This is a genomic window from Lysinibacillus sp. FSL P2-0066 (genome assembly GCF_037969495.1).
Taxonomy (GTDB): Bacteria; Bacillota; Bacilli; order Bacillales_A; family Planococcaceae; genus Lysinibacillus; species Lysinibacillus boronitolerans.
Window position 1 is genome coordinate 4,397,745 of sequence record NZ_CP150202.1, and the last position, 13,589, is coordinate 4,411,333.

The 13,589-nt window shown below is 40.6% G+C and carries 27 protein-coding genes and 1 pseudogene; all 28 read right to left on the reverse strand.

Annotation, left to right across the window (positions count from 1 at the left end; all coding sequences use genetic code 11):
* Nucleotides 1–49 precede the first annotated feature (49 nt).
* The gene (locus tag MKZ14_RS21865; RefSeq protein ID WP_004233733.1) at nt 50–994 is read right to left on the reverse strand and encodes a DNA-directed RNA polymerase subunit alpha; all 945 of its coding nucleotides are present in this window, start codon (nt 992–994) and stop codon (nt 50–52) included.
* A gap of 139 nt (nt 995–1,133) precedes the next feature.
* Nucleotides 1,134–1,523 (reverse strand): 30S ribosomal protein S11, encoded by a 390-nt coding sequence (gene rpsK, locus MKZ14_RS21870; RefSeq protein WP_004233731.1) that lies wholly within the window; start codon nt 1,521–1,523, stop codon nt 1,134–1,136.
* A 25-nt stretch (nt 1,524–1,548) separates the two neighbouring features.
* Nucleotides 1,549–1,914, reverse strand: a complete 366-nt coding sequence (gene rpsM / locus MKZ14_RS21875) for a 30S ribosomal protein S13 (protein ID WP_004233729.1) — start codon at nt 1,912–1,914, stop codon at nt 1,549–1,551.
* Nucleotides 1,915–1,938: 24 nt separating this feature from the next.
* Nucleotides 1,939–2,052, reverse strand: coding sequence for a 50S ribosomal protein L36 (gene rpmJ, locus MKZ14_RS21880; protein ID WP_000868344.1), 114 nt, complete (start codon nt 2,050–2,052; stop codon nt 1,939–1,941).
* 37 nt (nt 2,053–2,089) lie between these two features.
* Nucleotides 2,090–2,308 (reverse strand): translation initiation factor IF-1, encoded by a 219-nt coding sequence (gene infA, locus MKZ14_RS21885; RefSeq protein ID WP_004233690.1) that lies wholly within the window; start codon nt 2,306–2,308, stop codon nt 2,090–2,092.
* Between the two features lie 86 nt (nt 2,309–2,394).
* Nucleotides 2,395–2,472, reverse strand: a pseudogene (locus MKZ14_RS21890) (type I methionyl aminopeptidase); the annotation flags it as partial.
* A gap of 249 nt (nt 2,473–2,721) precedes the next feature.
* The gene (locus tag MKZ14_RS21895) at nt 2,722–3,375 is read right to left on the reverse strand and encodes an adenylate kinase (RefSeq protein WP_016992655.1); all 654 of its coding nucleotides are present in this window, start codon (nt 3,373–3,375) and stop codon (nt 2,722–2,724) included.
* A gap of 70 nt (nt 3,376–3,445) precedes the next feature.
* The gene (secY, locus tag MKZ14_RS21900) at nt 3,446–4,741 is read right to left on the reverse strand and encodes a preprotein translocase subunit SecY (protein ID WP_004233672.1); all 1,296 of its coding nucleotides are present in this window, start codon (nt 4,739–4,741) and stop codon (nt 3,446–3,448) included.
* Nucleotides 4,741–5,181, reverse strand: a complete 441-nt coding sequence (gene rplO / locus MKZ14_RS21905; RefSeq protein ID WP_004233670.1) for a 50S ribosomal protein L15 — start codon at nt 5,179–5,181, stop codon at nt 4,741–4,743. Before rplO ends, secY begins: the two co-directional genes overlap by 1 nt.
* A gap of 34 nt (nt 5,182–5,215) precedes the next feature.
* Nucleotides 5,216–5,398, reverse strand: a complete 183-nt coding sequence (gene rpmD / locus MKZ14_RS21910) for a 50S ribosomal protein L30 (RefSeq protein WP_004233668.1) — start codon at nt 5,396–5,398, stop codon at nt 5,216–5,218.
* Between the two features lie 13 nt (nt 5,399–5,411).
* On the reverse strand, nt 5,412–5,915 hold the full coding sequence (gene rpsE / locus MKZ14_RS21915) for a 30S ribosomal protein S5 (RefSeq protein ID WP_016992656.1): 504 nt from the start codon (nt 5,913–5,915) through the stop codon (nt 5,412–5,414).
* A gap of 21 nt (nt 5,916–5,936) precedes the next feature.
* Entirely contained in the window at nt 5,937–6,296 is a 360-nt protein-coding gene (rplR, locus tag MKZ14_RS21920) for a 50S ribosomal protein L18 (protein ID WP_004233662.1), read from the reverse strand.
* Between the two features lie 32 nt (nt 6,297–6,328).
* Entirely contained in the window at nt 6,329–6,868 is a 540-nt protein-coding gene (gene rplF / locus MKZ14_RS21925; protein ID WP_016992658.1) for a 50S ribosomal protein L6, read from the reverse strand.
* Nucleotides 6,869–6,898: 30 nt separating this feature from the next.
* Nucleotides 6,899–7,297 (reverse strand): 30S ribosomal protein S8, encoded by a 399-nt coding sequence (gene rpsH / locus MKZ14_RS21930; protein WP_008181717.1) that lies wholly within the window; start codon nt 7,295–7,297, stop codon nt 6,899–6,901.
* 29 nt (nt 7,298–7,326) lie between these two features.
* Entirely contained in the window at nt 7,327–7,512 is a 186-nt protein-coding gene (locus MKZ14_RS21935; RefSeq protein WP_004233656.1) for a type Z 30S ribosomal protein S14, read from the reverse strand.
* Between the two features lie 21 nt (nt 7,513–7,533).
* The gene (gene rplE, locus MKZ14_RS21940; protein ID WP_004233654.1) at nt 7,534–8,073 is read right to left on the reverse strand and encodes a 50S ribosomal protein L5; all 540 of its coding nucleotides are present in this window, start codon (nt 8,071–8,073) and stop codon (nt 7,534–7,536) included.
* Between the two features lie 28 nt (nt 8,074–8,101).
* Nucleotides 8,102–8,410 carry a 50S ribosomal protein L24 gene (gene rplX, locus MKZ14_RS21945; RefSeq protein WP_004233652.1) on the reverse strand — a complete coding sequence of 103 codons (309 nt, stop codon included), beginning with the start codon at nt 8,408–8,410 and terminating at the stop codon, nt 8,102–8,104.
* A gap of 35 nt (nt 8,411–8,445) precedes the next feature.
* The gene (gene rplN, locus MKZ14_RS21950; RefSeq protein ID WP_004233650.1) at nt 8,446–8,814 is read right to left on the reverse strand and encodes a 50S ribosomal protein L14; all 369 of its coding nucleotides are present in this window, start codon (nt 8,812–8,814) and stop codon (nt 8,446–8,448) included.
* Nucleotides 8,815–8,857: 43 nt separating this feature from the next.
* Nucleotides 8,858–9,121 (reverse strand): 30S ribosomal protein S17, encoded by a 264-nt coding sequence (rpsQ, locus tag MKZ14_RS21955; protein WP_004233648.1) that lies wholly within the window; start codon nt 9,119–9,121, stop codon nt 8,858–8,860.
* Between the two features lie 18 nt (nt 9,122–9,139).
* A complete protein-coding gene (gene rpmC / locus MKZ14_RS21960; RefSeq protein WP_004233646.1) occupies nt 9,140–9,340 on the reverse strand; it encodes a 50S ribosomal protein L29 in 201 nt (66 codons plus the stop codon).
* The gene (rplP, locus tag MKZ14_RS21965; protein WP_004233644.1) at nt 9,330–9,764 is read right to left on the reverse strand and encodes a 50S ribosomal protein L16; all 435 of its coding nucleotides are present in this window, start codon (nt 9,762–9,764) and stop codon (nt 9,330–9,332) included. The genes rpmC and rplP overlap by 11 nt, the downstream gene beginning before the upstream one ends.
* 1 nt (nt 9,765) lies before the next feature.
* Nucleotides 9,766–10,419: a 30S ribosomal protein S3 gene (rpsC, locus tag MKZ14_RS21970; protein WP_004233642.1), complete on the reverse strand. Its 654-nt coding sequence runs from the start codon at nt 10,417–10,419 to the stop codon at nt 9,766–9,768.
* A gap of 3 nt (nt 10,420–10,422) precedes the next feature.
* Nucleotides 10,423–10,767 (reverse strand): 50S ribosomal protein L22, encoded by a 345-nt coding sequence (gene rplV / locus MKZ14_RS21975; protein WP_004233639.1) that lies wholly within the window; start codon nt 10,765–10,767, stop codon nt 10,423–10,425.
* Between the two features lie 22 nt (nt 10,768–10,789).
* Entirely contained in the window at nt 10,790–11,068 is a 279-nt protein-coding gene (gene rpsS, locus MKZ14_RS21980; protein ID WP_004233637.1) for a 30S ribosomal protein S19, read from the reverse strand.
* Between the two features lie 60 nt (nt 11,069–11,128).
* Nucleotides 11,129–11,959, reverse strand: a complete 831-nt coding sequence (gene rplB / locus MKZ14_RS21985) for a 50S ribosomal protein L2 (RefSeq protein WP_009373990.1) — start codon at nt 11,957–11,959, stop codon at nt 11,129–11,131.
* Nucleotides 11,960–12,006: 47 nt separating this feature from the next.
* Nucleotides 12,007–12,291: a 50S ribosomal protein L23 gene (gene rplW / locus MKZ14_RS21990; protein ID WP_004233628.1), complete on the reverse strand. Its 285-nt coding sequence runs from the start codon at nt 12,289–12,291 to the stop codon at nt 12,007–12,009.
* On the reverse strand, nt 12,291–12,914 hold the full coding sequence (rplD, locus tag MKZ14_RS21995) for a 50S ribosomal protein L4 (RefSeq protein WP_004233626.1): 624 nt from the start codon (nt 12,912–12,914) through the stop codon (nt 12,291–12,293). Before rplD ends, rplW begins: the two co-directional genes overlap by 1 nt.
* A 26-nt stretch (nt 12,915–12,940) precedes the next feature.
* On the reverse strand, nt 12,941–13,570 hold the full coding sequence (rplC, locus tag MKZ14_RS22000; protein ID WP_004233625.1) for a 50S ribosomal protein L3: 630 nt from the start codon (nt 13,568–13,570) through the stop codon (nt 12,941–12,943).
* Nucleotides 13,571–13,589 lie beyond the last annotated feature (19 nt).

A 13,589-nucleotide genomic window follows, 5' to 3' on the forward strand; every position in this document is an offset into this window, starting at 1 on the left:
CCCTCCTTTATAGAAAAAAATCTGATCTTGTTAGTTGTGTTTAAATCGCTTAGTCTTCTTTGCGTAATCCTAAACCAAGCTCTTCTAACTTCGCTTTTACTTCTTCTAATGACTTACGTCCAAGGTTACGAACTTTCATCATGTCGTCTTCTGATTTATTCGCAAGTTCTAGTACTGTATTAATACCAGCGCGTTTTAAACAGTTATAAGAACGAACAGAAAGATCAAGTTCTTCAATAGTCATCTCTAAAACTTTTTCTTTTTGATCTTCTTCTTTTTCGACCATGATTTCAGCAGTTTGTGCCTCATCTGTCATGCCAACGAAGATGTTAAGATGCTCGGTTAAAATTTTTGCTCCGAGCGAAATCGCCTCTTTCGGACCGATGCTGCCATCTGTCCACACATCAAGAGAAAGTTTGTCGTAGTCAGAAGACTGACCAACACGAGTATTTTCCACTTGGAAATTGACGCGTGATACTGGAGTGTAAATAGAGTCGATCGGGATCACGCCGATAGGAAGATCCTCACGTTTGTTTTGATCAGCAGGAGTGTAACCACGGCCGCGTTGTGCATACATACGCATACGTAAATGACCGTTTTTAGCGATTGTTGCAATATATAGATCTGGGTTTAAAATTTCTACGTCACTGTCATGTGTAATGTCAGCAGCCGTAACTGTACCATCGCCTTTAACATCAATCTCAATAACTTTTTCTTCGTCAGAGTAGATTTTAAGAGCTAGTTTTTTCACGTTCAAAATGATTGAAGCTACATCTTCTACTACGCCTTCTACAGTTGAGAATTCGTGAAGAACACCATCAATTTGAATTGAAGTGACAGCAGCTCCTGGTAATGAAGACAGAAGGATACGACGTAAAGAATTACCCAAAGTGTTTCCATATCCGCGTTCAAGCGGTTCTACAACAAACTTTCCATATTTGGAATCTTCGCTGATCTCCACCGTTTCAATCTTTGGTTTTTCAATTTCGATCATTTTATTTACCCTCCTTCAAAACATCGAATGTATAGGTTCTTTCCATCATAGATTCGATCGTCAATGACGTATCGTTTATTATCTGCACAAGACAGTCTGTACAAAAAATGATGTTCTCATACAATATGAGACGCACCCATTACACGCGACGACGTTTTGGCGGACGGCAACCATTGTGAGGAACTGGAGTAACGTCTTTAATAGCAGTTACTTCTAAACCAGCAGCTTGAAGTGCACGAATAGCAGCTTCACGACCAGCACCAGGACCTTTAACAGTTACTTCCAACGTTTTCAGACCATGTTCAAGGGATGTTTTAGCAGCAGTTTCTGCAGCCATTTGAGCAGCGAATGGTGTAGATTTACGTGAACCACGGAAACCAAGAGCACCAGCACTTGACCAAGATACAGCGTTACCTTGCATATCTGTAATCGTTACGATTGTATTGTTAAATGTAGAACGAATGTGTGCAATACCAGATTCGATATTCTTTTTCACACGACGTTTACGAGTTTGTTGTTTACGAGCCATGTTAAGAAGGAACCTCCTTTACCAATTATTTTTTCTTGTTCGCAACTGTTTTACGAGGACCTTTACGCGTACGCGCATTGTTCTTCGTATTTTGACCACGAACAGGTAAGCCACGACGGTGACGGATACCACGGAATGAACCGATTTCCATCAGACGTTTAATATTTAATGAAGTTTCGCGACGTAAGTCACCTTCAAGTTTGTAAGAATCTAATTGTTCACGGATTTTGTTTAACTCATCTTCAGTTAAGTCGCGTACGCGTGTATCTTCTGAAATACCTGCATCAGCTAGTACTTTCTGAGCTGTAGTTTTACCAATACCGAAAATGTACGTTAATGAAATTACCACGCGTTTGTCGCGAGGAATATCAACACCAGCAATACGTGCCATGTACGTTGTGCACCTCCTTTAGAATTAACCTTGTTTTTGTTTATGTTTAGGATTTTCACAGATTACCATTACTTTACCGCGTCGGCGAATTACTTTACATTTTTCGCAGATCGGTTTCACAGATGGTCTCACTTTCATCTAACCTAACCTCCTTAGTAGTCCGGAGCGCAAAAGATTATTTAAAACGGTATGTGATACGACCGCGAGTTAAATCATAAGGAGATAACTCAATAGTAACCTTATCTCCAGGTAGAATACGGATAAAGTGCATACGAATCTTACCAGATACGTGTGCTAGAATCACATGTCCATTTTCTAATTCTACCTTAAACATCGCGTTTGGCAAAGTCTCAACAACTGTCCCTTCGACTTCAATTACATCATCTTTCGCCATCTACTCTGTCTCCTCTCTATATGCAAATTAAAGTTCTCATCGTTACATCAAACGGATATCTGCTGCAACTTTAGAAGCAACCTCGTTTCAACATATGTTTGGATTGTATGAGAGATGTTTGAAAGACGCTCGTCTGGTTTCGCTTCACACAATCCACGGAATATACAGAACCAGTAAGGGCACTGAATCTCCCATGTTTACACGAATACCGGAATGTCTTGGATGAGATATTCATACCCGTTACACAGATGCTTCCACGAAACCCATTATACTCCTCCAAAAGGTATGTTGCACTTTTTAGAAGAAATATATACCGGGCACAATATGCTTTTGCAACTCTCAAAAAAATTATGTTTCGTTGTTGCTCCCGCATGCCTCCCGCGGAAGCAGTACTCTGCGCCCGGAGCCGGGTATCAGCTGCGGCTGCCCTGTAATAGAGCATCAAGATCAGCAAACACTTTGTTAATATCTTGCTGTCCATCTATATTAGTTAACACGCCTTTAGCTTGATAGAAATCAAGTAGAGGTTGTGCTTGTTTCATATTTACTTCCAGACGGTTCGCAACCGTTTCAGGATTATCATCTGCACGTGTATAAAGCTCGCCACCATCTTTATCACATTTCCCTTCCTCGGCAGGAGGATTGAAAATTAAATGATAAGATGTCCCACAAGTTTTACAAATACGTCTACCTGAAAGACGAGCAATTAGCTCATCCTTTTCAACTTGAATGTTTAATGTATGCTCAATAGCTTTACCTAGATCAGCAAGAATGCTATCTAAAGCTTCAGCTTGAGGAACAGTACGTGGGAAACCATCTAATAAGAATCCTTTTTCACAATCAGGTTTAGCCAGTCGCTCACGAACAATACCAATCGTTACTTCATCAGGTACAAGTGCACCTTGATCCATAAACGACTTAGCTTGTAAGCCTAGTTCAGTACCTTCTTTAATTGCAGCACGGAACATATCGCCTGTAGAAATATGAGGAATTGCGTACTTCTCAACAATTTTATCTGCCTGAGTACCTTTACCAGCACCTGGCAGACCCATTAAAACGATATTCATTAGGAAATATTCCTCCCACAAAAGGTTTGCTGATTAAAGGAAACGATGGAACGTTCCCTAAAAACCAACATTATTTCATAAAGCCTTTGTAGTGACGTTTAACAAGTTGAGATTCTAGCTGCTTCATCGTTTCGAGCGCTACGCCGACTACGATAATAATACTAGTACCACCGATCTGCACTGAGGCAGGTAGATTCATAAAGTTTATGAATATAACCGGCATTACTGAAATAACAGTTAAGAAAATCGCGCCGACAAATGTCAGACGATATAACACGCTTGTTAAATACGTTTGAGTGTTTTCACCAGGACGAATACCTGGAATATAAGCACCTTGCTTTTTCAAGTTATCTGCCACATTTTCTGGATTCACTTGTACGAATGCATAGAAATATGTGAATGCGATGATTAATGCCACATAAATAATCATTCCAACAGGTTTTGTATGATCAAACGTGTTATTAATGAAGGTTGTAACATTATTTTCACCGAAGAACGGAACTAACGTACGAGGTGTCATCAGAAACGCTGAAGCAAAGATTACTGGAATAACCCCTGCAGCATTTACTTTTAACGGTAAATGAGTTTGTTGACCACCAGTTTGTTGATTTCGCCCAGTAACTCGTTTTGCATATTGAATTGGAATTTTACGTAGTGCTTGTTGCACGTAGATAACTCCAATAACAACAGCAAGCAAGATTAAAACAAGTAGACCAAGGATAATTAGGTTGATAAATAGCTTATCACCAGCACCCTCGATTTGTTGTGCATAGATTTGGTTGATACCTGTAGGTAATGCCGCAACGATACCTGCGAAAATTACAACAGAAATACCATTACCAACGCCATGCGCAGTAATTTGATCAGCAAGCCATACTAGGAATGCTGTACCCGCTGTTAATACAATAGAGATTATAACATATGTTAAAACTCCTTCTTCCTTAATCAAAGAACCGCCGTACATTCTATTAAAACCGAATGACATCGCGAATGATTGAATAAAAGCAAGAATAATAGTAAAGTAGCGTGTAAATTGTGCAAGTTTACGTCTTCCGACTTCACCTTGCTTTGCCCATTCAGCAAACTTCGGTACTACGTCCATTTGCAATAACTGAACAATAATTGAGGCTGTGATGTAAGGCATAATCCCCATCGCAAAGATCGAGAAGTTCTTTAAAGCACCACCGCCAAAAGTATTGAGGAAACCAACGAGGTTAAACTCATCAGTTGCCTTTAATACATTAGCGTCAACGTTAGGTACTGGAATGAAAGTTCCAATACGGAAAACGATTAACATTAAAAGTGTGAAAATGATTTTATTTCTTATATCTCGAACACGCATAAAGTTAGAGATTGTCTGAAACATTAAATCACCTCAGTAGTTCCGCCGGCATTCTCGATTGCTTCTTTCGCTGAAGCTGAGAATTTATGAGCTTTGACAGTAAGCTTTTTATTAAGTGTTCCATTGCCTAGAACTTTAATTCCAGCTTTTTCATTGCTCACTAGACCAGTTTCAAGTAATAATGCAGCAGTTACCTCTGCACCGTCTTCGAAACGGTTTAAAGCATCAAGGTTAACGATAGCGTATTCTTTACGGTTAATGTTCGTAAAGCCACGTTTTGGTAAACGACGGAATAATGGGTTCTGACCGCCTTCAAAGCCTGGGCGTACACCGCCACCAGAACGAGCGTTTTGACCTTTATGACCTTTACCTGCTGTTTTACCGTTACCAGAACCGATACCACGACCAACGCGGTTGCGTTGCTTACGAGAACCTTCTGCTGGTTTTAACTCATGCAGTTTCATAGTGGGTGGCACCTCCTTGTTCAATAATTAGAAATTAAATTTCTTTTACAGTAACTAAGTGAGCTACTTTATCAAGCATACCGCGAGTAGCTGCGTTATCAGCTTTCTCTACAGTTTGGTGTAATTTACGTAAACCTAAAGCTTCAACAGTTTTGCGTTGTGCAGGTTTAGTACCAATCACAGATTTAGTAAGGGTGATTTCTAATTTGTTAGCCATTATCTTTCCCCCCTTATCCTAATATTTCTTCCACTGATTTACCACGTAATTTAGCTACGTCCTCTACGCGTTTTAATTCAGTTAAACCTTGAATTGTTGCACGCACCATGTTAATTGGTGTGTTAGATCCAAGTGATTTTGAAAGAATATCAGTAATACCAGCAAGTTCTAGTACAGCACGTACTGGACCACCAGCGATAACCCCTGTACCAGGAGCAGCAGGTTTGATTAGGATTTCTCCTGCACCAAAGCGACCTTGCACTAAGTGTGGAGTTGTTCCACCTACGCGTGGCACTTCGATTAAGTTTTTCTTCGCGTCTTCAACAGCTTTGCGGATAGCATCTGGCACCTCTTGAGCTTTACCAGTACCGAAACCTACATGACCGTTTCTATCGCCAACTACAACTAATGCTGTGAAGCGGAAGCGACGTCCACCTTTAACAACTTTAGCAACGCGGTTAATAGTAACTACGCGTTCTTCAAGTTCTCCAAGTTTGTTTGCGTCAATACGACTCATGAAATGTGTCCCTCCTTCTTATTAAAATTCTAAACCGTTCTCACGTGCAGCTTCAGCTAAAGCTTTCACACGTCCATGATATAAGTAACCACCACGGTCAAATACTACAGCAGTAATATTTTTTTCCGCAGCGCGTTTTGCGATTGTTTCACCGACTTTAGTTGCTGCGTCAACATTGCTACCTGCACCTTCGAAACCATTTTCTTGAGAAGATGCACTAACAATTGTTACGCCTGCTACGTCATCGATAAGTTGCGCGTAAATGTTCTTGTTAGAACGGAATACGTTTAAGCGTGGACGCTGAGCAGTACCCGAAATTTTAGAACGAACGCGAGCATGACGTTTTTTACGAACCTGATTTTTATCTTGTTTCGTAATCACAAGGGTCACTCCTTTCTAATGCTTAAGCTGCATTATTTACCTGTTTTACCTTCTTTACGACGAACATATTCGCCTTCATAACGAATACCTTTACCTTTATAAGGCTCTGGTGGACGAACGTCACGGATGTTAGATGCAAGAGCACCAACGCGTTCTTTACTAATACCTTTAACGATGATCTTAGTGTTTGAAGGAACTTCAATTTGTAGACCATCTTCAGGTGTGAACTCTACTGGATGAGAGTAACCTACGTTAAGTACAAGTTTATTACCTTGTAATTGCGCACGGTAACCTACACCGATAAGTTCTAAAGCTTTTTCGAAACCTGCAGAAACACCAGTAACCATGTTCGCAAGAAGCGCACGAGTAGTACCGTGGTTTGTGCGGTGTTCTTTTGATTCAGAAGGACGTACTACAGTGATTACGTTACCCTCTTGCTCAATTTTCATATCTTGGTGGAAAGAACGAACAAGTTCGCCTTTAGGACCTTTAACAGTAACAGTGTTGTCAGCTGCAACAGTAACAGTTACGTTAGCTGGTACCTCGATAATTTTTTTACCTACACGAGACATTTAGTTGCACCTCCATTCATTTATTGCTAATTACCAAACGTATGCTAGAACTTCGCCGCCAACTTGTTTAGCGCGAGCTTCTTTATCTGTTAATAAACCTTGTGAAGTTGACACTAAAGCGATACCAAGACCGTTCAATACTTTAGGTACTTCATTTGTTTTAGCATATACACGTAAACCAGGTTTAGAAATACGTTTTAAGCCAGTGATAACGCGCTCGTTATCTTTTCCATATTTTAAGAAAATACGGATGATACCTTGTTTGTTGTCTTCCACGTATTCTACGTCACGTACGAAACCTTCACGCTTTAAAATTTCAGCGATTTCTTTTTTCACGTTGGAAGCTGGTACTTCTAACTTCTCGTGACGAACCATGTTCGCATTACGAATGCGAGTAAGCATATCTGCAATCGGATCAGTCATTGTCATTACATTTACCTCCTTCCCAAATTAGGGGATTACCAGCTGGCTTTTTTAACGCCAGGAATTTGTCCCTTATATGCAAGCTCTCGGAAACAAATACGGCAAAGTTTGAATTTGCGATATACTGAATGTGGACGACCACAGCGTTCACAACGTGTATACTCTTGCACTTTAAACTTTTGCTTACGTTGTTGTTTAACGATCATAGATTTTTTAGCCACGTTTTCGCCCTCCTTGTTTGATTACTTTTGGAACGGCATACCGAATTGTGTCAATAACTCGCGAGCTTCTTCGTCAGAGTTCGCTGTCGTTACGATCACGATGTCCATACCGCGTACTTTTGAAACTTTATCGTAATCGATTTCTGGGAAAATTAATTGTTCTTTAACACCTAAAGTGTAGTTACCGCGACCATCGAATGCTTTTTTAGAAACACCACGGAAGTCACGTACACGAGGTAGTGAGATAGAAATTAATTTGTCCAAGAATTCATACATACGCTCACCGCGTAATGTAACTTTAGCACCGATAGGCATACCTTCACGAAGACGGAAACCTGCGATCGATTTTTTAGCTTTAGTTACTACTGGTTTTTGACCAGTGATAATTGTTAATTCTTCAACAGCTGCATCTAACGCTTTAGAGTTTTGAACTGCATCACCAACACCCATGTTGATAACGATTTTCTCAACTTTCGGTAGTTGCATAACTGATTTATATCCAAATTTGCTCATAAGAGCTGGAGAAACTTCATTTAAATATTTTTCTTTTAGGCGGCTCATGTGTGTACCTCCCTTCTATTTATACTAATTAGTCGATTACTGCACCTGATTTTTTTGCTACACGAACTTTTTTACCGTTTTCGATTTTATAACCTACACGAGTCGGCTCGCCAGATTTAGGATCGATTAGCATTACGTTCGAAACGTGAATTGCAGCCTCTTGGCTAACAATACCACCTTGTGGATTCAATTGGTTAGGTTTAACGTGTTTTTTCACGATGTTCACACCTTCAACAAGAACGCGATCTTGTTTTGGGAAAGCAGCAAGGATTACGCCTTCTTTGCCTTTATCCTTACCAGTGATTACCTTAACCTTGTCACCTTTTTTTACATGCATGCTGTCGCACCTCCTTGATTGGCACTGTCATGAAATTAAAGAACTTCTGGAGCTAGAGAAACGATTTTCATGAAGTTGCTGTCACGTAGTTCACGTGCAACAGGTCCGAAAATACGAGTTCCGCGTGGTGATTTATCATCACGAATAATTACACAAGCATTTTCATCAAATTTGATGTACGTGCCGTCTTTACGACGAACGCCTGATTTAGTACGAACGATAACAGCTTTAACAACGTCACCCTTCTTGACAACGCCACCTGGTGTTGCTTTCTTAACTGTACAAACAACGATATCACCGATGTTAGCAGTTTTACGGCCAGAGCCACCAAGCACTTTAATTGTAAGAACTTCACGTGCACCTGAGTTGTCAGCAACTTTCATACGACTTTCTTGTTGGATCACTTAGGTTACCTCCCTTCGGAAATTGGTTGTTCCGAAATAGTTATTAAATAATAACCGCTTTTTCTACAACTTCTACTAGACGGAAACGTTTAGTAGCTGATAGCGGGCGAGTTTCCATGATACGTACGATATCACCGATTTTCGCTGTGTTTAACTCATCATGAGCTTTAAACTTTTTAGAGTATTTTACACGCTTACCATAAAGCTTGTGCTTTTTGTAAGTTTCAACTAAAACAGTAACAGTTTTGTCCATTTTATCTGAAACAACGCGGCCCGTGTAAACTTTGCGTTGATTGCGCTCAGTCATACTTGAAAACCTCCTTTATCAGTTATTTGCACTGATTTCTCTTTCACGAATAACAGTTTTCATACGCGCGATTGCTTTACGCACTTCACGAATACGAGCTGTGTTTTCTAATTGACCAGTCGCCAATTGGAAGCGAAGGTTGAAAAGCTCTTCTTTCAGTGATTTCACTTTTAATTCTATTTCAGAAGTAGCAAGGTCACGGATTTCATTAGCTTTCATTAGATTCACCACCAGTTTCTTGACGTTTTACGATCTTACATTTAACAGGAAGTTTGTGTGATGCTAAACGAAGTGCTTCACGTGCAACTTCTTCAGATACGCCAGCAATTTCGAACATTACTTTTCCTGGTTTAACTACTGCTACCCAACCTTCAGGAGAACCTTTACCAGAACCCATGCGGACTTCTAGAGGTTTTTTAGTGTAAGGTTTATGTGGGAAGATTTTAATCCAAACTTTACCGCCACGTTTCATGTAACGAGTCATCGCGATACGAGCAGATTCGATTTGACGGTTAGTAATCCAGCTAGCAGTTTGAGCTTGTAAGCCCCATTCGCCGAAAGTTACTTCTTTACCGCCTTTCGCTTCGCCACGCATGTTGCCGCGGTGTTCACGACGGTATTTAACGCGTTTAGGCAATAACATATTATTTGCCTCCTTCCACAGATTTCTTCGTAGGAAGAACTTCACCACGGTAGATCCATACTTTAACGCCTAATTTACCGTAAGTAGTATCAGCTTCTGCGTGTGCATAATCGATGTCAGCACGTAGAGTATGAAGTGGAACAGTTCCTTCACTATAGTGTTCAGCACGCGCGATATCAGCGCCACCTAAACGACCAGATACTTGTGTTTTAATTCCTTTTGCACCAGCGCGGATTGTGCGTTGGATCGCTTGCTTTTGCGCACGACGGAATGATACACGATTTTCTAATTGACGAGCGATGTTTTCAGCTACTAGACGAGCGTCAAGATCTGCACGTTTGATTTCAATGATGTTGATGTGTACACGTTTACCAGTTAAATCGCTAAGGTATTTACGAAGATTTTCAACTTCAGTACCACCTTTACCGATTACCATACCTGGTTTCGCAGTGTGAATTGTAATGTTTACACGGTTTGCAGCACGTTCGATTTCTACTTTAGAAACTGAAGCGTCTTTAAGAGCCGTTTCAATATATTTACGCACTTTGATGTCTTCGTGAAGTAGAGTTGCATAGTCTTTTTCAGCGTACCATTTTGACTCCCAGTCACGAATAATACCAACGCGTAGTCCTATTGGATGTACTTTTTGACCCACGGATTAACCCTCCTTCTTCTCAGATACCACTAGAGTAATGTGGCTTGTGCGTTTGTTAATTGCGCTTGCACGTCCTTGTGCACGTGGACGGAAACGTTTTAAAGTTGGACCTTCGTCAACGAATACTTCAGAAACTACTAAAGAGTTGATGTCAAGATCGTAGTTGTGCTCAGCGTTAGCAACTGCAGATTTTAATACTTTCTCAACGACTGGAGACGCCGCTTTTGGAGTATGACGTAAAATTGCAACTGCTTCACCAACTTGCTTACCTCGGATTAAGTCTACAACTAGACGTACTTTGCGAGGAGCAATGCGTACTGTACGAGCGATAGCTTTAGCTTGTGTCATTAGGATTTACCTCCTCTCAAAATTAGCGTCTTGTTTTCTTGTCGTCTGCACCGTGACCTTTATAAGTACGTGTCGGTGCGAACTCACCAAGTTTATGGCCTACCATATCTTCTGTTACGTATACAGGAACATGTTTACGTCCATCATATACAGCAATCGTTAAACCGATGAAGTTCGGGAAGATTGTAGAACGGCGTGACCAAGTTTTGATAACTTGTTTTTTCTCAGAAGCCTCTTGCGCTTCCACTTTTTTCATTAAGTGGTCATCGACAAAAGGTCCTTTTTTCAAGCTGCGACCCATGTAGGAACCTCCCTCCGTGATTCCACCACGGCTCTCACATAGAACCGTAGTTTAACCACTTTATTTTTTACGACTACGGATGATAAATTTATCCGATTTGTTTTTCTTCTTGCGAGTTTTGTAACCAAGTGCTGGTTTACCCCAAGGAGTCATTGGTGATTTACGTCCGATTGGAGAACGTCCTTCACCACCACCGTGTGGGTGATCGTTAGGGTTCATTACAGAACCACGAACTTCTGGGCGTTTACCTAACCAACGGCTACGACCTGCTTTACCGATGTGTACAAGTTCGTGTTGTTCGTTACCAACTTGACCGATTGTAGCGCGGCAAGTAGCTAAAACTAAACGTACTTCACCAGATTGTAAACGAACGATAACGTACTTATCTTCACGACCAAGTACTTGCGCAGAAGTACCAGCTGAACGTACTAATTGTCCGCCTTTACCAGGTTTTAACTCGATGTTATGGATTGTAGTACCCATTGGAATGTTTGCTAATGGTAAAGTGTTACCTACTTTAATATCAGCATCTGGACCAGAAACGATTGTTTGACCAACCTCTAGACCTTTTGGTGCTAAGATGTAAGCTTTTGCTCCATCAGCGTAGTTGATTAATGCGATATTCGCAGAACGGTTTGGATCATATTCAATAGTAGCAACTTTTGCCGGAATGCCATCTTTAACACGTTTGAAATCGATAACACGGTATTGCTTCTTATGACCACCACCATGATGACGAACAGTGATTTTACCTTGGTTGTTACGACCAGCTTTGCGTTTAGTTGGTTCAAGCAATGATTTCTCAGGCTTGTTAGTTGTAATTTCCGCAAAGTCTAATGACGTCATGTTACGACGACCATTAGAGGTAGGTTTATACTTTTTAATCGCCATTGTGTTTTCCCTCCTTCTTGAGTGTTCAAATCATAAATCCGTTAGGATTACATTTCGAATAATTCAATTTCTTTGCTATCAGCAGTTAGTTTAACGATCGCTTTACGACGTTTGTTAGTGTAACCACCGTAACGGCCTACGCGTTTGAATTTACCTTTGTAGTTAAGAACGTTTACTTTCTCAACTTTTACGCCAAAGATTTCTTCTACAGCGTCTTTTACTTGAGTTTTGTTAGCGCGAGTGTCTACTTCGAAAGTATACTTTTTCTCTGCCATAAGTTCTGAAGAACGCTCAGTAATGACCGGACGTTTTAAAATATCACGTGCTTCCATTATCCAAGCACCTCCTCAACTTTTTCTACTGCAGACTTAGTGAATACAACTTTATCATGACCTAATAGATCAAGAACGTTGATTCCGTTTGCAGTTAAAACTGTTACACCTGGGATGTTACGAGCAGATAATGCTACGTTTTCATCTAGGTCAGCAGTTACGAATAAAGATTTTTTCTCTAAAGAAAGATCTTTAAGGATTTTTGTGAATTCTTTTGTTTTTGGTGCTGCTAGAGTTAGAGCATCAAGAACTAAGAAGTTTTGTTCTACTACTTTAGCTGATAAAGCAGATTTAAGAGCTAAACGACGAACTTTTTTAGGTAATTTATAAGAATAGCTACGTGGAGTAGGACCAAATACGATACCACCGCCGCGCCATTGTGGAGAACGGATAGAACCTTGACGAGCACGACCAGTTCCTTTTTGACGCCATGGTTTACGACCACCACCAGCAACTTCAGAACGGTTTTTAACCTTGTGATTACCTTGACGAAGAGAAGCGCGTTGAGCAACTACTGCGTCGAATAATACTGCTTCATTTGGCTCGATTCCGAAGATCGCATCGTTTAATTCGATTTCACCAACTGAAGCACCTGTTTGACTAAGTACAGATACTTTTGTCATTCCTGTTTCCTCCTTTCCTTAAGTGATTACTTAGCTTTAATTGCAGTTTTTACTGTAACTAGAGCTTTTTTAGAACCAGGAACATTACCTTTAACAAGTAGTAAGTTACGATCTGTGTCAACTTTCACGATTTCTAAGTTTTGGATTGTAACTACATTGCCACCCATTTGACCAGGTAATTTCTTTTGTTTGAATACGCGGTTCGGAGCAACTGGACCCATTGAACCAGGACGACGGTGGTAACGAGAACCGTGGGCCATAGGACCACGAGATTGTCCGTGGCGTTTGATAACACCTTGGAAACCTTTACCTTTAGTAACTCCTGTTACATCGATTACATCGCCTTCTGCGAAAATTTCTACTTTGACTTCTTGACCAACTTCGTATTCTTCCACGTTCACGTTGCGGAATTCACGAATGAAGCGCTTAGGAGCAGTGTTCGCTTTTGCTACGTGACCTTGTTCTGGTTTGTTAGAAAGCTTAACGCGCTTGTCTTCGAAACCAACTTGAATTGCTTCGTAGCCGTCTGTTTCAACAGTTTTCTTTTGAAGAACTACGTTTGGAGTAGCCTCGATAACTGTTACCGGGATTAAATCGCCGTTTTCAGCGAAAACTTGTGTCATACCAATTTTTCTACCTAAGATTCCTTTAGCCATTTGTCACACCTCCTGTAAG